Below are 16,554 nucleotides of genomic sequence, written 5' to 3'. Positions count from 1 at the left end.
CCCAGCTTTTAGTTTACCCATCTTATTGGGCTTGATTTAATAAGATTTCAACCGTATTCTTTAATTCCGCTAATTTAACTTCGACCGTTTCACCAGTTTGCCGTAACTTAACTTCTACGATTCCTTCGCTAGCCTTTTTACCAACCGTAACTCGTAATGGAATCCCAATTAAATCAGAATCCGCAAACTTAACGCCTGCCCGTTCTTTACGATCATCAATCAACACGTCATAACCCGCTTTGACTAGTTCCGTATTAATTTGTTCAGCAATTTGCATTTGTTCGTCATTTTTAGCATTAACTGGAATAACGTGCACGTCAAACGGTGCGATATTCTTTGGCCAAACTAGCCCATTTTCATCAGCTAGTTGTTCTGAAACTGCGGATAGCAACCGACTTACACCAATCCCATAGCAACCCATAATCACGGGAATAGCCCGACCGTTTTGATCAAGTACAGTTGCATCAAGTGCTTTAGAATACTTAGTGCCAATTTTGAAGATGTGACCAATTTCAATTCCTTTAGTAAATTTCAATTTGCCCTTACCATCTGGGGCTAATTCGCCTTCTTCAACCGTTCGAATATCGGCAAATTGATCCACTTCAAAATCGCGGCCGACGTTAACGTTTGTGTAATGGTAGTCATCTTCATTGGCACCGACCACACTATTCACCATTTGTTCAACGTATTTATCCGCCACAATTTGTAACCCTTCCGGACGTTTATCGAAAACAGGTCCTAAGTTTCCAAAATGTGCACCAGCTAATTGGTTAACTTCTTCTTCGGTTGCTTCACGTAATTCATCAGCATGTAAGAGATTAGTTAACTTGACTTCGTTAAGTTGGTCGTTTCCCCGAAGCAACGCCAATACCGGTTGATCATCGGCCATTAATACCATGGTCTTAATCAAGCGACCCGCATCTACGCCAAGTTCTTCGGCAACTTCGTCAATTGAATGGGCATCACCAGTAGCCACTTTTTCAATTTCAGCTGGGTTTTCATGCATTTGTAAATCTTTGTAAACGCTACTTGCCATTTCTAGATTTGCAGCATAATCACTTTCTTCTGAGTAAGCAATGGTATCTTCCCCAATTGATGCAATTGCGGAAAATTCTTTGGAATCGTGGCCACCCATTGCGCCGGCGTCACCCACGATTTCACGATATTTAAGACCACAACGGTCAAAAATATTTTGGTAAGCTTTCTCAAAAGCACGGAAACTTTCGTCGAGCGTTTCTTCATCCGCATGGAAAGAGTACGCATCACTCATTAGGAATTCACGACCACGCAACAATCCGTAACGGGGACGATCTTCATCCCGGTATTTCATTTGAATTTGGTACAAAGTTAACGGAAGCTTTTTATAAGACTTTACTTCATCCCGAATTAACATTGTCATCGTTTCTTCGTGTGTCGGTCCTAAAATAAAGTCCCGATCATGACGATTTTTGAACTTATATAATTCTTGTCCATAAGTTTCGTAACGACCGGACTTCTTCCACAACTCTGCAGGTAACACCGCTGGGGTGAGCATTTCTACCGCATCAATCGCAGACATTTCTTCGCGAATAATTCGCTTAATTTTTTCCATTACCTTATAGGCCATTGGCAAATAAGCGTACATTCCGGCTGAAATTTGCCGAATGTAACCTGCACGAAGCATCATCTTGTGACTAAGCACTTCCGCATCATTTGGAACTTCTTTTACCGTGGGTATTAAAATCTTGGATTGTTTCATATTTTCAATTCGACTCCCTTTAAATCATTTAGAAAAAGTATCTTTGAATGTCGTTCCAGGTAACTAGTAGCATCAGCAGCATTAGGAAGCCAAAGCCAACTAGCGTAATCATATTCTCTGTCTCCATTTTCATTGGCTTGCGCCGAACTACTTCAATTAAGTTTAGCAAAATTTTGCCCCCATCTAACGCAGGAATTGGCAACAAATTGACAATCCCTAAGTTTAAGGATAAAAATCCGAGAATGTACAAAACTGCATTTAACCCTTCTTGAGTAGCTTTTGAAGTGGTAGCGTATATCGCCACTGGACCACCTAAATCATTCAGGCTAAAACCGTGAAGCATCTGGGCTAAGGCACCAAATAAGGCCTTAGTCATTTGCCAAGTTCCCGTGAATCCGTACATTATCCGGGCCCCTAGGTTAGTAGTCATCGAAGATTGGATACCAATCATTCCGACCTTCTTTTGTCCATTATTAACGGCTTTAGGCGTGATTTGAACTGTACGGGTCTTTCCATTTTTTTGTAGCTTAAGCTTAATTTTTTGGTTAGGATGACTGGAAACGGCTTTTGAAATTGCTGACCAATTCTGCGTTTTTTGATTATTTACGGCAATGATTCGGTCGTTGTCTTTGACCCCTGCCTTTTGAGCTATTCCATTATCAATCACTTGAACTTGGTTTGAATTAGCTGGAACCGCGCCTTGTAAAACCCCCATTAGCGCAAACACCACGATTGCTAAAATAAAGTTATTAAACGGGCCCGCAAAGTTAGTTAATAACCTCCGCCAAACTGAAGCTGACTGGAATTGAACATCACGCGGTGCAATTCGTAATTCAGTCCCATCCTTTTCAACGATGGTTGCGTCGTGATCTACTGACCAACGTTTTACTGCGCTCTCATCGCCATTTTCGTAACCCTCAATGAAAAGCTCATCTTGTAAATCAAACTTTGTAACGACCAACGGTACACCGACCGTAGAACGAAACTTCTCCGAAGTATTGATCGTGGTTACTACTCCCGCAGAATTGGTCGTTAACACTACTGGTTGCCCTGCTTTTAATTCTTCATCTTCTTCATCTAAGCCCGCCATCCGTACGTAACCGCCGATTGGGAGAATTCGCAAGGTAAAGGTAGTCCCGTGACGTTTTAGGTCGACAATCTTGGGGCCCATCCCTACCGAAAATTCACGCACTAAAATACCGGACTTTTTCGCAGCCAAAAAATGACCGTACTCATGAACGATAACTAAAATGCAAAAAACAATCAAAAAAGTAATTACCGTAGTAATCATCAATAACTCCTAACTGGTCGTTAAAGTAAACCAAACAGATATGCCATTGGTAAGACTAATAGCAAACTATCAAAACGATCTAAAATGCCACCATGTCCGGGCAAAATTTTTCCTGAATCTTTTACTCCGTAGAACCGTTTGAGGGCTGATTCAATTAAATCACCCATTTGTCCGGCAATCGAAAGGACTAAGCTAAATAGAATAGTCGCAGCAATGCCGTGGTTAATCGCCCCTAACATCGAGAAGATTATTCCGACAATCACCGCCACAACGGTTCCACCTATCGACCCCTCCCAAGTTTTATTAGGACTGATTTGGGGAGCAAGCTTTCTTTTTCCTAGTTTTCGGCCCACTAAATATGCGCCACTATCCGTACACCAAACGGTCAATAACAGGTATAGGATCATTCCTAACCCGACCGTCCGGGCTTGGACAAACAAGTTAAAACCTACACCTATATAAAGCATTGTTAAAGCCAAAATTCCAGCATCATCAAAGTTAAACCGGTTCTTGCTAAACACGGTACGAACCATCAAGGCGATTGCAAACGCCATAAAGACTGCTGGAGTATTTATCTGACTGGGTAAATCTTGTAACCACCCTTTTGGTGCCACTAAAAATAAAGTACCCAAAATACTTAAAATTGCTTCCGGAGAAACCAATAAAATCTTTTTCATAATTAAGACTTCACTCATGGCAACTCCAGCCAATACTAGGGCAGCAATTTCAATAAACGGTCCTCCAAGTAGGATAATTGGAATAAAAATTATTAAAGCCACAATGGCCGTAATTACTCTTTGCTTCAAAACTAATTCCTCACTTTTTAATTGCACCAAAACGACGGTCGCGTTTTTGATACTCTTTAATCATTTCCATAAAGGTTTGTTCGTTGAAATCTGGCCATAACGTATCCGTAAAAACTAGTTCACTGTACGCAATTTGCCATAGCAGAAAGTTTGAAATGCGTTCTTCACCACTAGTCCGAATCAACAAATCTGGATCGGCCAGTTCGCCTAAGAAGCTGGTTTGTAAGTTTTGCGCAATTAACTTTTCATCAATTGCTTCGGGCACAATTTCTCCGTTAGCAACCTGTTGTGCAATTGATCGCGTCATTTGAGTAAGTTCGTCTCGACTACCGTAGTTCAAGGCAAAATTCAGAATCATCTTGGTGCCATGAGCCGTATCACTAATTGCTCGCGTTACCGCATCTTGCGTTGCCTGTGGTAATCCTTCAACATTACCAGTTACTTTCACCCGCACTCCTTGTTCCACTAATTCGGGAACAAAGGTATCAAAAAAGGTGATTGGAAGTTTCATTAAAAACGACACTTCATCCTGCGGCCGTTTCCAATTTTCCGTGGAAAATGCGTACAAGGTCAGCACCTTCACACCCAAGTTGCTTGCTGCTTTAGTGATTGTCTTCACCACTTCCATTCCCCGTTTATGACCCGCAACCCGGGGCATGAACCGCCGTTGCGCCCAGCGTCCATTACCATCCATAATAATGGCAACGTGGTTAGGAATGTTTTCATTTAACGTTATCTTACTTTGCTGATTTGCTTTCATTTAAAAGAAGCCTCCAAGTTAATGGTTATTATTTTACCAAAAAAAGGGCATAAAATCATTTTCCCGTGAAAATAAAAGAGTTAAAACAACCCTGCGGCCCAGTTTTAACTCTAAAAATCACTTCAAATTAACTTTATCCTTCAAGCACTTCTTTTTCTTTATTAGCCACGATTTCTTCAACTTTTTTGATGGCTTTATCCGTAATATCTTGAGCTTGTTTTTCTAAGTCGTGGAATTCGTCATCGTTGTAATCACCGTTCTTGTGAGCTTTTTTCAAAGCTTCCATTGCTTCGCGACGAACGTTTCGAATTGCCACCTTACCTTTTTCACCTTCAGCTTTAACGTCCTTAGCCAACTCTTTACGAGTTTCTTCCGTCAGTTGCGGAATTACTAGGCGAATTGCACTACCGTCGTTAGCGGGATTGATTCCCAAATCAGCAACTAGTAACGCTTGCTCAATATCATTTAAAACACTTTTATCGTACGGCGTGATTAACAACACCCGTGGTTCTGGAATACTAATGGAGGCCATTTGATTTAAAGGCGTTGGTGCTCCATAGTAATCTACCGTAACTCGGTCTAGTAGGGACGCGTTTGCACGGCCAGCCCGAATCGAACCTAAGTCGCGTTCTAAAGCTTGGTGTGCTTTATGCATTTTTTCTTCAGCTGTTTTAAGTATTTCGTTATTTGCCAATTTATTCTCCCCTTACTGTTGTTCCAATATTTTCACCAGCAACTACCTTTTTAATGTTTCCTGGTTGGTTTAAATTAAAGACTACCAAAGGAATGTCATTTTCCATTGATAATGAGCTTGCAGTGGTATCCATCACGTGTAAGCCCTTATCAATGATATCCATGTGAGTTAAACTTTCAAATTTAACGGCGTTTGGATCCACGTTAGGATCTGCGGAGTAAATTCCATCAACCCCGTTCTTGGCCATTAAAATAGCTTCTGCTCCAATTTCAGCTGCCCGTAGTGCGGAAGTCGTATCCGTTGAGAAATATGGGCTACCAGTGCCGGCCGCAAAAATCACGATCCGATTTTTTTCTAGATGACGAACTGCTTTGCGTCGAATATATGGTTCCGCAATTTGACGCATTTCAATTGACGTTTGCACGCGAGTGGGTACTCCTAAGGATTCCAAACTATCTTGCAATGCTAGAGCGTTCATAACCGTTCCTAGCATCCCAATGTAGTCAGCTTGAACTCGTTCCATTCCAAGTTCTTCACCAGTTTCGCCTCGCCACATGTTACCACCGCCGACGACGATTGCAATTTGTACTCCTAGGTCATGTACGTCCCGAAGTTCTTCGGCCACTTTTTGGATTACAGGCGGGTTTATTCCCGTTCCCTTTTCACCAGCTAGCGCCTCACCGCTCAGCTTCATGATTACTCGCTTGTATTTAACCTCAGACATTTTACGGCCTCCTATGTTTTTTTACCTTCAATAAATTTTATCACAAATGTGGTTCAGGGTCATTAAGTTCCTTTATAACTGCGATGCCAAATCTTTCCATCACCCACAAAAAAAATCACGGCGCCTATCGCAACCGTGATTTTTGCAAGATAATGATTTTTATTGGCCCATTTCCTTACGAACTTCTTCAGCAAAATCAACCGTTTGCTTTTCAATTCCTTCGCCAACTTCGTAACGGATGAATGACTTAACTTTTCCACCCTTAGAAGCAACGTACTTAGCAACTGTTTGGTCTGGATCCTTAACAAATTCTTGGTCATCCAAGCTAACTTCTGCTAAGAACTTGTTCAAGCGACCTTCCACCATCTTTTCGATGATGTTAGCTGGCTTGCCTTCACCTTCAGCTTCTTTAGTAAGTACTTCGCGTTCGTGATCAAGAACGTCACTTGGAACTTCGTCGCGGTTAACGTACTTAGGATTGATTGCTGCAACGTGCATAGCAACATCTTTAGCAGTTTCTTCGTCAGCACCTTCTAATAATACGAGAGCAGCAATTTTACCACCCATGTGTAAGTAAGCACCGAAGTGTTCGTTTTCACCCTTTTCAAGAGTTGCAAAACGACGAAGAGAAATCTTTTCACCGATAACTTGAGTTGCTTCAATAATGTCATCGTTTAAAGTGCCCTTTGGTGATTTCAATTTAAGTGCATCTTCAACACTAGCTGGCTTTTCAAGAGCAACTTGTGATGCAATTTCCTTAACAAGGTCGATAAAGCGGTCGTTTGAAGCAACGAAGTCAGTTTCAGAGTTAACTTCAACGATTGCCGCAGTGTTATCGTGCATTTCAACATCTGCAAGACCTTCAGCAGCTACACGGTCGCTTTTCTTAGCAGCTTTAGCAATTCCCTTTTCACGAAGGAAATCAACAGCCTTGTCCATGTCACCATCGCTGGCTACTAATGCTTTTTTAGCATCCATCATTCCGACACCAATTTTGTCGCGCAATTCTTTTACTTGTTTAGCTGAAATACTTGCCATTTTTATGGCCTCCTTAGCATTTAATAATTAAATCTTAATTTTATGAAACCGTAAAAAAAGGCTGTGCTAAATCTCAGGCCATAAAGGTCTTAAATTGCAACAGCCTAAGTGAGAATTATTCTTCGTTGCTTCCTTCTTCAACCGTCTTCTTCAAGTCTTCAAGGGAATCTTTGCTTACGCCTTCAGCAACTTCTTCTTGTTGAGCAGCTTCATCATCTTCACCTTGACGACCTTCAACAACGGCGTCAGCCATCTTAGAAGTAATCAAACGAACGGCACGGATAGCATCATCATTTGATGGAATAATTACGTCAACTTGATCTGGATCAGTATTGGTGTCGACCATAGCTACAACCGGAATATTCAATTTTTGAGCTTCCTTGATTGCAATTTGTTCCTTGCGAGGGTCAACAACAAACAATACATCTGGAATGTGTGGCATGTCTTCGATACCACCCAAGAATTTTTCAAGCTTTTCTTTTTGCTTGTTAAGAAGGGCTACTTCTTTCTTAGGTAGACGGTCAAAAGTACCATCTTCTTCCATCTTCTTAAGATCCTTCAAACGCTTGATCCGTTTTTGGATTGTGTTCCAGTTAGTAAGTGTTCCACCTAACCAACGATGGTTAACGTAGAATTGACCAGCACGTTTTGCTTCTTCTTCGATAGCAGTTTGTGCTTGCTTCTTAGTACCAACAAAAAGAACAACCCCATCATTTGCAGCAACGTCTTTAACAAAGTTGTAAGCATTGTCAATCAACTTAACGGTCTTTTGCAAATCAATGATGTAAATACCATTCCGTTCAGTAAAAATGAATGGCTTCATCTTAGGGTTCCAGCGACGGGTTTGGTGTCCGAAATGTACACCTGCTTCAAGCAATTGTTTCATCGAAATAACAGACATGTTATTTTCCTCCTAGTTTTTTCCTCCTTGGCTATCTACGGTCTCAGGACTTTGAGGGTGTGCCCCCAAAGCACGCCTTTGACTTCCAACCAAGTGTGTTTTTGACCTCATAGGCCGAATACAATTTTACCTTACCTTAAAATTCATTTCAAGCAGAAAAACTAGTCAAACTTGACTTCGTTTTTCGAAGAGTTCTTTTCAATTAAATCTCGGTTATTGTCTAAGGCAATTTGAACCATGTTTTTAACTGCCGGACGAGTATAGAAGGCAGCGTGTGGCGTGATCATTACGTTGCGGCGACTCATCAAATCGTTAAAGACTGGGTCATCAATTGGTTGATCACCATGATCGACATCAAAAATGCCGACTTCGTTTTCGTAAGTATCTAGCGCAGCTCCAGCAACTTTACCACTATCCAACGCCTTTAAAAGTGCAGGTGTATCAACTAAAGTCCCCCGCGCAAAGTTTAGGATAAAGGTTCCATCTTGCATTTGACCAAAGGCCTTTTCATCCAACATGTGGTAATTATCCTTCAGGGCTGGAACGTGGAGCGTAATCACGTTCGCTTGTTGATAGAGTTCTTCTAAAGTGTCTACATACATGCCTTCCTTTTCTAGTGCAGGATTACGAAAAACATCGTACGCAATCACTTTTGCGCCAAACCCTTTAAAAATATCAATTGCAGCGCGCCCAATCCGTCCGGTACCAATTACCCCAACGGTCATTTGGTTAAGTTCTAACCCAATATCTGGTTCCCAACGGAAGTCGCCGTGAGCCATTTTATATTCAAATTCAGGAATCTTACGGAGTAATGCTAACAGTTGTGTAACTGACAATTCAGCAATTGCTCTTGGAGAATATGCCGGAACGTTAGAAATTTTAATGTCATTTTTTTGAAGCGCATCTGCGGGAACGTTATCAACTCCGACGTTACGCAGTGAAAATGCGTGAATACCAAATTCGTGCATCTTATCGAACAAATCAGCGGTGTAAGGTTTTTGTTGGTAAGCAACTACGCCATCGTAATCCTTTGCTAGATCAATGTTGCTAGAATCTAATAAATCAGGAACCGCCTTAACTTCAATATGGTTCTTTGCTACCCATTCATCTAAATAGGGTTTTTCATCATCACGAATTCCATAAGCAATAATCTTCATTGTAATATTACCCCTTTCTTTTTTAATCAATATAAATGTACCACTAATGTGAGAAAGTGGTTACTATAACCCCATTATTTTTTAAATATTTAAGTTTCTCTTTGCGACTTTGTTTTTTAAAAAAGTATTCCGCACTCATTGCATCGTGCTGGTTGTCAAAACTTTCATAATAAAGCAGCTGAACCGGACGCCGTTTGGAGACTCGGGTATATTTAGCACCCTGCCCCGAATTGTGCCGTGCCACGCGCTGTTTTAAATTAACTGTATAGCCAGTGTATAAAGTTTGGTCCGCACACCAGAGCACGTAAAAATAAAAGCCGTTTTCACTTGGTGCTTCCATATAACATTTCCTTTACTGTCGGTGAATATTCCAGCCCATCATAAGTAATAATCGGTGGCAAAATTCTAACTCCGTTTGGTTTGCCATCTTTAATCGCTTCAATTAAGACCATGTTCGCTTCATCACCTTCATGAGAATGAATAAATTGAATTCGTTTGGGCGCGAGGCGATTTTGGGTCAGATTATTAATAATCTCGGGTAGGCGGTCGGGACGGTGAACCATGAAAAATTTTCCATTCATTTTCAACATTTTTTGACTGGTTTCCAAAATTTCATTAAGGGACGTAGTAATTTCATGCCGGGCAATCGCTAAAAACTGGTTAGGATTTTTCTTACTGTCCGGATGGTTTGGAAAGTATGGAGGGTTACAAACGATGCTGTCAATACTGTCCGTTTTAATCGTCCCCAAAGAATCTGCTAGTGGTAAATTCAAAACTCGATACCGTTTTTTCAAGTCGTTAAGCAAGATACTCCGTTCGGCCATGTCAGCTAAACGTGACTGAATTTCTACCATTGTCACATGTCCGGCGGTCTTTTTCGACAAGAAGAGACCTACCGCGCCATTTCCGGCACATAGATCCACAATTTGCGCTGTGCGACTTTGCTTTACCTCCGCGAAATTCGCCAATAATACGGCATCTAGTGAAAATGAAAAAACCTGTGGACTTTGAATAATTTGAATATTATCGCGATAAAGCTGATCAATTCGCTCATCAGCATTTAAATTAACTTCCATTTAAAACTCCTTTTCAATCCCATTACTTCATAATATAATCAAATTAATATCAAATTGAAAGCAAAGGTTATTCTATGTTTTATACATTTATTAAACATTTAGTCTCCGGACTTTTAACAATCATTAATGGACGCCCACAGTTCCACCATAAAGACCGGTTGCCAAGCGGCTCGTACGTGTTGGTCGCGCCACATCGAACCTGGCTAGATCCAGTTTTGTACGCGTTAGCAGCTTATCCAAAACGTTTTTCTTTTATGGCCAAAAAAGAATTGTTCCAAAACCGCTTCTTGAAATGGCTAATTACTAAGTTAAATGCTTTCCCCGTTGATCGGCAAAATCCGGGACCTTCCGCAATCAAAGTTCCCGTAAAGATTTTGAAAAAGGGCGAACTTTCGACAATTATCTTCCCTTCAGGAACACGGCATTCTCAGGAATTAAAAAATGGTGCGTTTGTGATTGCCAAGCTCGCTAACGTTCCCATTGTTCCCGCTGTTTATCAAGGTCCCCTTTCCTTTAAAGCACTGTTTAGCCGCCGGAAAATTCAAATTAATTTTGGGGAACCCATCGTAATTGATCGTAAAACTCGGATGAACGATGAAAATCTCGCTCAACTAGAAAAAGATTTAAACGCTGCTTTTGCTGCTTTAGATCGTGAGCTAGATCCCACATTTCAATACGTTGATATGGCGGATCGTTCCCAAACAAAAAAAGCGTCCAAATAACGGACGCTTTTTTATTTTTTCGATTGATTCTTCATTGCAGTCATCATTTGATGAAGCTTTTTTTGCGACGGCTTTTGCCCCATCTGAAGCATCATTGTTCTAAGCATGTCTTCGTTAATTGGCGGGTTGTTCTTTAGGTAATTTTCCATGTAGCGACGTGCAAAGAAAAAGCCCCCAATTGCTCCAACAAGAACGGCGATAATCACAATCATAATCCAAATTCCAGTTGACATTGTCAATCCTCCTTGTGAACAGTCTGCCTATTCATTTTACACAAAAAAGAACAAAAACAAAAGCCCCGTTTAATCGTCACGTAAGCCTTTTTTTCGTTGTACTTTTTTCACTTTTTCAGGAGTTACTTCCTTACCGTCCTTATCAAAAATCTTCATCATTTCGATTTGACTCCGAAAACTCTCCCGGAAACGTTTCAAGTATTTTTGCCGGAGTTCCTTTCGCTCGATAGTTTCGAGCTCAGTCAGTCCTTCTTCCTTTGCCTTTTTTGCTAATTCATTAATCCGTTTGATTAGCTTTTGCATTTCTTGGTCTGCCATTATTGATTACTCCTTTTATTATTTCATTGAACAAAATACGAACATCTGTTTGAGAAGTTCACTTGTCTATGTTAAAATTATAACAAATATTCGTGGGGTGAAAAAATGATAAAGAATCTGAGTACGAAGCAACTTAACGTTCTTGAGTATATCTATCAAACGGTCCAAGCGCAAGGTTATCCGCCTACCGTTCGAGAAATCGGAAAGGCAATCGGCCTATCTTCAACATCGACGGTCCATGGGCATATTGATCGTCTGCAAAAAAATGGTTATCTAGAAAAGGATCCCACTAAGCCCCGGGCGCTAGAAATTACTGCTCAGGGATTAGAAGCGCTCGGCATCCAAGCAGACGGTGAGCAAATCCCCGTCTTAGGAGTGGTTACTGCTGGGGAACCTATCTTAGCAGTTGAAGAAGCAACCGACTTTTTCCCCGTCCCACCAGAATTTAAAAACGAAAGCAGCGACCTCTTCATGTTGACTATTCGCGGTGAAAGTATGATTAACGCGGGTATTCTATCGGGTGATCAAGTAATTGTTCGCAAACAGTCAACTGCTGATAACGGTGAAATTGTAATTGCCATGACTGACGAAAATGAAGCGACCTGTAAACGATTCTTTAAAGAAAGTGACCACATCCGCTTGCAACCCGAAAATGACACCATGAGCCCAATCATTTTAGATAATGTCACCATTTTGGGCAAAGTAGTGGGACTATTTAGAAGCGATATATACTAAAATTAATAGTTATCTATTGATTTCTGCGCCTATACCCGTCATACTAATGGTCAAGGCAATGAATCATTTCGGAGGACATTATGTTATATGTTTTAGTTTTAGCATCAATCGCGTTAATACTTAGTCTTTTTAAACTACATTCTTCAATTCGCAGCCGTGAGTCCATTTTTGGGGCAATCCTTCTTTTTGTGATTCCTTTAGCGCTCGTTATTTTTTCGGGCGACAAAGTCATGCACGAAAAGCCATCTACTTCAGCTAGTACTGCAAGCTCACATTTAGCTAGTAAGAAAAGTAAAGAAGCTTCAATTAAAGATGACAAATTTGAAAAAATGAACAGTGATAGTCAGGCGGCATCCCAACAAGCTGCTAAAGAAAGAAACATTACTGCTAGTCTTAAGAAAAATTTGAAATCGCTTGGCGACCTCACGTTTAACTCTGCTCAAAAAACTTTTGTAGTTAAACCAACCGATGCGGATACTAAGAAGGCCTTTAGTGCCTGGGTAAAGGATCCGCGTACCATTGATAAGGATAGCTATGCTAGTTTAAAAAAGCAGTTTACGGGACTTTCTAATTCTTTGAAAAAGGAATTAGGCTCGGGATATACAATAAAACTTTTACAACCTAACAGCGAGCAGCCTATGTTAACTGTTAAAGATGGTAAAGTGATTGAAGACGCACTTTCATAAAATGACTTGGTAATTTTAACCATAATAATAAAGGAGATCTCAGCAATGAGGTCTCCTTTATTATTTGTCAAAATGCCTAAAGTTATTTGTTCCGTTCTTCGTATTGCCGTTGCTGATCCAGTTGGCCCTTCAATACGAAACGCGCAGGATCATTCTGATAGTCTGTTGTAAAATCAGCCGGTTGGGCTTCCATAAAACTGCTGTAAATTTCTTCATACTTAGCCACGCTAACTGGCTGACGATTATTTAATTGCTCTTGAATATTGGTATTAATCATTTTTTCGTAGTTCGCAACTACTTCACCAGTATAAAATTCTCCCTCTGCTCCGGAACCGTAACTAAAGAGTCCAATTTGGTCGCCCCCACGTAAGGAACGAGCTTGCAATAGCGAAATTAAACTAAGATACAGTGACCCCGTATACAAATTACCGACTTCACGATTTAATTGTCGGCTATCCTCAAAACGTGCTAAAAGTCCTTCCGTAGCTTCACTAGCCGGCACCTGTTCTAAAGCACTCCGAAGCGCCTTCAATCCCATCTTGGTGTATGGTAAATGGAAAATCAAAGCTGCAAAGTCAGCAAGTTCTTGTCCCGTTTTGTCTAAGTAGCCTTGGAAAGTACTTTGAAAGAAGTCGATAAACTCTTGCGATGAATAATGCCCGTCGACCAATGCTTCACTACGGTAAAGCGGTCGCCAAAAATCCATAATATCTTTCGTTAAGTGACTGCTTTCTGGATTGATTTTTAAGATTCTTGGCTCTGCACTCATAATCATGGCCACTGCTCCACCGCCTTGGGTCGGCTCACCAGCCGTCTTAATTCCATAACGGGCAATATCGGCACCGACGAGTAAAACTCTGCTTTGTTGATGCAGAGCAATATGTCCCATTGCCAACTGGATTCCTGCAGTGAGTCCAAAGCAAGCTTGCTTAAGCTCCACCCCACTAGCCTGCGCGTTAATCCCCAATAACGACTGTAAGTAAACTGCCGCAGATTTCGAATTATCCACTCCCGACTCAGTTCCAAACAAAATCAAATCAATTGATTGTCGCTCTTCTTCATCAAGAATTTGCCAAGCCGCATTGGCTGCTAAGGTAACCGCATCCTGCGAATTCCGAATGACTGCCTGTTTTGATTGCCCAATGCCGATCAAATACTTATTCGGATCTTCATTACGAGCCTTTGCCAAATCTTCCATTGGCAGATAAAGGTCGCTAGTAAAAAAACTGATCTTATCAATTCCGATATTCAAAATTAGTGCCTCCCAATTTTTACGTTGAACTAATTCAAATAATTCTAGCAAAAGCGCCGGGCTTTATCAAAAGCATTAATAAATTTTAATTGAATGTTTATTAGTTGTTTTTCCAAAAGTTATATAAATGGCGTACTATACATACATTTTTAAGAAAACCATGGTGTAATTGTAAAATTTTTGATATATTTTACACTGTGAGGTTGCAAAAACGATACAATATTTAAAAAAAATCAAACTACATCAATAAGCATTTTAGACAGCGCCACAAGATGCGTTCTGCAAACTAAAACATGTAAAAGACTAAAACACGCTTAGCATGAAATTACTACTAAAAGTTTTATGGTCATAAGCACTTGGAAAAATACAATGATGAGTGTTTTAAACGATGTCCAGTCTTCTAATAGGTCCAATCAAGGTAAAAATTTAATATTTCATACTACGTTAACTCACAAAATGATAAAGGAAAAATCATTAAACACCAAAAAATTGTCACTTGGTATTAAAGGATTTCGATTACAATAGCTGAAACTTTCCAATATAAGTAGCAAAGACGTTAAACCTAATGTTGATGATTATTGGGAGCAAAAAATTCCTAAATACTCCTCCTCTGGTGATACATTGCGGTTCGACTCCGCTCGTAAAAAATAAGTCCAAAAACTGACGACGTTAAAAGCTGAAACTTTTTGGAGGAGTTCAAATTGCAAAAAGAAAGCACAGGATTTTGGGGCTGTGTTGGTATAGTAATATTATTTTTTCTGTTAATTAAATTCTGGTACATAATTATTATTGGACTAGGTATTTGGGCAATCTATCATTATAGAAAACCTATTATGGATTTTTACCATAGAAGACCTCTCATTGCCCTAGTTATCGGATTTTTTAGCGTTATCCTTTTAATAACTGGAATAGCAATTGCTGAGACACCATCTTCTGATACTAATAGTTCAAAAACTGAAAAAGTAGCTAAAAGTTCAGATGATTCTGATGAGGATATAGACGAAAGTGATGAAGATGATTTCGACGAAGATGTAGACGATTCTTCGAGCGATAATGACATAGATGACGAATCTGATAGCTCAGAAGAAACTTCATCTGACGAGGATTACGATACAGATGATGCTAGTTCTGAATCAGATACAGATTCTGTAACGTCTAGTGATGCTGACGAATCAAGCAACGAGGTAAGTTCATCTTCTACCAAAGAAGTTTCTTCCATTCAAGAAGGCGATTGGACAGTTGCTGGACCTGGTATGGTTTTTGTGTCTGACAGCGATTTGTACTATTCAAGAGTTAAGAATCCTGGTAATTACCAATACGTTAGCCAACAAGATGCTGATTCTTCGGGTGCTCATCGAGCTCCTAGAGGAAATGAGTACGCTAGGCCATAACGTATCCCCCACTCTGGTGACACGTAGCGGTTCGATTCCGCTAGTGAGAGTTAACAAGAAAAATAAAGGTCCATCGGAACTACCCACTAACTTTTTTGTTAGCAGTTTCGATAAAATCTAGGATATCAATGGTTCCACTAACTATTCCGAGGCATTTCTAAAAATTATCGCTACTTTTCACTTCTTTAAAAATACCCCACCACAAAAAGCCGCAGCATTCTAGCTACGGCTTTAAAAGTATTGATAATAATTGCAAATTTAATAATCCTAAACGAGGTGCACGCCTTTATCCACGTAAATCACGTCACCCGTTACTCCGGTTGCCAGATCACTTACTAAGAATGCCGCAACGTTTCCCACTTCATCAGTAGTAACGTTTTCACCATCCACCGTCCGGCTTTGAGATTCTTTTAGTAGATCACGGTGTTTCTTAATTCCCGTAACTGCTAAGGTTTTAATTGCTCCAGCAGAAATTGCGTTAACCCGAATGTGTTGTTCACCAAGGTCGCTTGCTAAATAACGTACACTAGATTCTAACGCTGCTTTTGCAATTCCCATCATGTTGTAATTAGGGATTGCCCGGGTAGAGCCAAAGTATGTTAGCGTTACAATGCTTCCCGAGTTCTTCATAATTTTTGCACCGTAGCGAGATACCGCGATCAATGAGTAGGCACTCACGTCCTGTGCTAAATTGTAGCCGTCCTTTTTGGTATTAATTACGCCGCCTTCTAAGGTTTCCTTGTCAGCAAAGGCAATCGCGTGAATAATTCCGTCGACTTCGCCATATTCCGCCTTGATTTTATCAAAAGCAGCTGCAATGTTTTCATCTTCGGCCACGTCACATTCCACTAAGGGAACGTCGGGAGCTACAAATTTGCCTAAACTCTTTTTAATTCGATCGTTTTGATAAGTCAAAATGACCCGGCCGCCTTGGTTAATGATCGCTTGGGTACATCCCCAAGCGATACTATTTTTATTGGCCACGCCCATTACAATAATTGTTTTTCCACTAAGTATTCCTTCCAAATCGGT

Annotated in this window: 19 protein-coding genes; 4 read left to right on the top strand and 15 right to left on the bottom strand. The window is 40.5% G+C overall.

Annotated features, from left to right (window positions below):
* Nucleotides 1-22: 22 nt before the first annotated feature.
* The 11 genes from NYR25_04415 to NYR25_04365 all read right to left on the bottom strand — a co-directional run bounded on the left by NYR25_04415 (nucleotide 23) and on the right by NYR25_04365 (nucleotide 10,185).
* Complete coding sequence (locus tag NYR25_04415) at nucleotides 23-1,738, bottom strand: proline--tRNA ligase (protein UWF34645.1); 1,716 nt, start codon at nucleotides 1,736-1,738, stop codon at nucleotides 23-25.
* A 28-nt stretch (nucleotides 1,739-1,766) separates the two neighbouring features.
* Nucleotides 1,767-3,029, bottom strand: a complete 1,263-nt coding sequence (gene rseP / locus NYR25_04410; GenBank protein UWF34644.1) for an RIP metalloprotease RseP — start codon at nucleotides 3,027-3,029, stop codon at nucleotides 1,767-1,769.
* 20 nt (nucleotides 3,030-3,049) lie between these two features.
* Nucleotides 3,050-3,835: a phosphatidate cytidylyltransferase gene (locus tag NYR25_04405; protein UWF34643.1), complete on the bottom strand. Its 786-nt coding sequence runs from the start codon at nucleotides 3,833-3,835 to the stop codon at nucleotides 3,050-3,052.
* Between the two features lie 10 nt (nucleotides 3,836-3,845).
* Nucleotides 3,846-4,595, bottom strand: coding sequence for an isoprenyl transferase (locus NYR25_04400; protein ID UWF34642.1), 750 nt, complete (start codon nucleotides 4,593-4,595; stop codon nucleotides 3,846-3,848).
* A 133-nt stretch (nucleotides 4,596-4,728) separates the two neighbouring features.
* Complete coding sequence (frr, locus tag NYR25_04395; protein UWF34641.1) at nucleotides 4,729-5,289, bottom strand: ribosome recycling factor; 561 nt, start codon at nucleotides 5,287-5,289, stop codon at nucleotides 4,729-4,731.
* 1 nt (nucleotide 5,290) lies between these two features.
* Nucleotides 5,291-6,013, bottom strand: a complete 723-nt coding sequence (gene pyrH, locus NYR25_04390; protein UWF34640.1) for a UMP kinase — start codon at nucleotides 6,011-6,013, stop codon at nucleotides 5,291-5,293.
* Nucleotides 6,014-6,172: 159 nt separating this feature from the next.
* Nucleotides 6,173-7,051: a translation elongation factor Ts gene (tsf, locus tag NYR25_04385; protein UWF34639.1), complete on the bottom strand. Its 879-nt coding sequence runs from the start codon at nucleotides 7,049-7,051 to the stop codon at nucleotides 6,173-6,175.
* A 115-nt stretch (nucleotides 7,052-7,166) separates the two neighbouring features.
* Nucleotides 7,167-7,952: a 30S ribosomal protein S2 gene (gene rpsB / locus NYR25_04380; GenBank protein ID UWF34638.1), complete on the bottom strand. Its 786-nt coding sequence runs from the start codon at nucleotides 7,950-7,952 to the stop codon at nucleotides 7,167-7,169.
* Between the two features lie 161 nt (nucleotides 7,953-8,113).
* Complete coding sequence (locus tag NYR25_04375; GenBank protein ID UWF34637.1) at nucleotides 8,114-9,109, bottom strand: D-2-hydroxyacid dehydrogenase; 996 nt, start codon at nucleotides 9,107-9,109, stop codon at nucleotides 8,114-8,116.
* Between the two features lie 43 nt (nucleotides 9,110-9,152).
* Nucleotides 9,153-9,449, bottom strand: coding sequence for a GIY-YIG nuclease family protein (locus NYR25_04370; GenBank protein UWF34636.1), 297 nt, complete (start codon nucleotides 9,447-9,449; stop codon nucleotides 9,153-9,155).
* Nucleotides 9,433-10,185 (bottom strand): tRNA1(Val) (adenine(37)-N6)-methyltransferase, encoded by a 753-nt coding sequence (locus NYR25_04365; GenBank protein UWF34635.1) that lies wholly within the window; start codon nucleotides 10,183-10,185, stop codon nucleotides 9,433-9,435. Before NYR25_04365 ends, NYR25_04370 begins: the two co-directional genes overlap by 17 nt.
* Before the next feature lie 74 nt (nucleotides 10,186-10,259).
* Between NYR25_04365 and NYR25_04360 the strand changes: the two genes are divergently transcribed.
* The gene (locus tag NYR25_04360) at nucleotides 10,260-10,907 is read left to right on the top strand and encodes a 1-acyl-sn-glycerol-3-phosphate acyltransferase (GenBank protein UWF34634.1); all 648 of its coding nucleotides are present in this window, start codon (nucleotides 10,260-10,262) and stop codon (nucleotides 10,905-10,907) included.
* Nucleotides 10,908-10,918: 11 nt separating this feature from the next.
* Here the strand turns inward: NYR25_04360 and NYR25_04355 are convergent, their stop codons facing one another.
* Complete coding sequence (locus NYR25_04355; protein ID UWF34633.1) at nucleotides 10,919-11,140, bottom strand: YneF family protein; 222 nt, start codon at nucleotides 11,138-11,140, stop codon at nucleotides 10,919-10,921.
* Between the two features lie 69 nt (nucleotides 11,141-11,209).
* The gene (locus NYR25_04350; GenBank protein ID UWF34632.1) at nucleotides 11,210-11,458 is read right to left on the bottom strand and encodes a DUF896 domain-containing protein; all 249 of its coding nucleotides are present in this window, start codon (nucleotides 11,456-11,458) and stop codon (nucleotides 11,210-11,212) included.
* A gap of 105 nt (nucleotides 11,459-11,563) precedes the next feature.
* Between NYR25_04350 and lexA the strand changes: the two genes are divergently transcribed.
* On the top strand, nucleotides 11,564-12,193 hold the full coding sequence (gene lexA, locus NYR25_04345; GenBank protein UWF34631.1) for a transcriptional repressor LexA: 630 nt from the start codon (nucleotides 11,564-11,566) through the stop codon (nucleotides 12,191-12,193).
* An 80-nt stretch (nucleotides 12,194-12,273) separates the two neighbouring features.
* Entirely contained in the window at nucleotides 12,274-12,879 is a 606-nt protein-coding gene (locus NYR25_04340; protein ID UWF34630.1) for a hypothetical protein, read from the top strand.
* An 82-nt stretch (nucleotides 12,880-12,961) separates the two neighbouring features.
* On the opposite strand, the gene NYR25_04335 is transcribed toward NYR25_04340, so the two are convergent.
* Nucleotides 12,962-14,131 carry a hydroxymethylglutaryl-CoA synthase gene (locus NYR25_04335; GenBank protein UWF34629.1) on the bottom strand — a complete coding sequence of 390 codons (1,170 nt, stop codon included), beginning with the start codon at nucleotides 14,129-14,131 and terminating at the stop codon, nucleotides 12,962-12,964.
* A 701-nt stretch (nucleotides 14,132-14,832) separates the two neighbouring features.
* Here NYR25_04335 and NYR25_04330 point away from each other — a divergent pair.
* Nucleotides 14,833-15,522, top strand: a complete 690-nt coding sequence (locus NYR25_04330; GenBank protein UWF34628.1) for a CvpA family protein — start codon at nucleotides 14,833-14,835, stop codon at nucleotides 15,520-15,522.
* 267 nt (nucleotides 15,523-15,789) lie between these two features.
* Here the strand turns inward: NYR25_04330 and fabI are convergent, their stop codons facing one another.
* Nucleotides 15,790-16,548 carry an enoyl-ACP reductase FabI gene (gene fabI / locus NYR25_04325; GenBank protein ID UWF34627.1) on the bottom strand — a complete coding sequence of 253 codons (759 nt, stop codon included), beginning with the start codon at nucleotides 16,546-16,548 and terminating at the stop codon, nucleotides 15,790-15,792.
* Nucleotides 16,549-16,554 lie beyond the last annotated feature (6 nt).

This window comes from Pediococcus acidilactici (assembly GCA_024970065.1).
Lineage (GTDB): Bacteria > Bacillota > Bacilli > Lactobacillales > Lactobacillaceae > Pediococcus > Pediococcus acidilactici_A.
Note: the sequence above shows the minus strand (reverse complement) of the source record. Positions and strands in the feature narration are given on the sequence as shown.

Excerpts from the sequence above, each read along its gene's own strand:
- NYR25_04370 (UWF34636.1), bottom strand. The coding sequence starts at position 9,449 with ATGGAAGCACCAAGTGAAAACGGCTTTTATTTTTACGTGCTCTGGTGT.
- pyrH (UWF34640.1), bottom strand. The coding sequence starts at position 6,013 with ATGTCTGAGGTTAAATACAAGCGAGTAATCATGAAGCTGAGCGGTGAG.
- NYR25_04375 (UWF34637.1), bottom strand. The coding sequence starts at position 9,109 with ATGAAGATTATTGCTTATGGAATTCGTGATGATGAAAAACCCTATTTA.
- NYR25_04350 (UWF34632.1), bottom strand. The coding sequence starts at position 11,458 with ATGGCAGACCAAGAAATGCAAAAGCTAATCAAACGGATTAATGAATTA.
- lexA (UWF34631.1), top strand. The coding sequence starts at position 11,564 with ATGATAAAGAATCTGAGTACGAAGCAACTTAACGTTCTTGAGTATATC.
- NYR25_04340 (UWF34630.1), top strand. The coding sequence starts at position 12,274 with ATGTTATATGTTTTAGTTTTAGCATCAATCGCGTTAATACTTAGTCTT.
- rseP (UWF34644.1), bottom strand. The coding sequence starts at position 3,029 with ATGATTACTACGGTAATTACTTTTTTGATTGTTTTTTGCATTTTAGTT.
- NYR25_04355 (UWF34633.1), bottom strand. The coding sequence starts at position 11,140 with ATGTCAACTGGAATTTGGATTATGATTGTGATTATCGCCGTTCTTGTT.
- NYR25_04400 (UWF34642.1), bottom strand. The coding sequence starts at position 4,595 with ATGAAAGCAAATCAGCAAAGTAAGATAACGTTAAATGAAAACATTCCT.
- tsf (UWF34639.1), bottom strand. The coding sequence starts at position 7,051 with ATGGCAAGTATTTCAGCTAAACAAGTAAAAGAATTGCGCGACAAAATT.
- NYR25_04415 (UWF34645.1), bottom strand. The coding sequence starts at position 1,738 with ATGAAACAATCCAAGATTTTAATACCCACGGTAAAAGAAGTTCCAAAT.
- rpsB (UWF34638.1), bottom strand. The coding sequence starts at position 7,952 with ATGTCTGTTATTTCGATGAAACAATTGCTTGAAGCAGGTGTACATTTC.
- NYR25_04360 (UWF34634.1), top strand. The coding sequence starts at position 10,260 with ATGTTTTATACATTTATTAAACATTTAGTCTCCGGACTTTTAACAATC.
- NYR25_04365 (UWF34635.1), bottom strand. The coding sequence starts at position 10,185 with ATGGAAGTTAATTTAAATGCTGATGAGCGAATTGATCAGCTTTATCGC.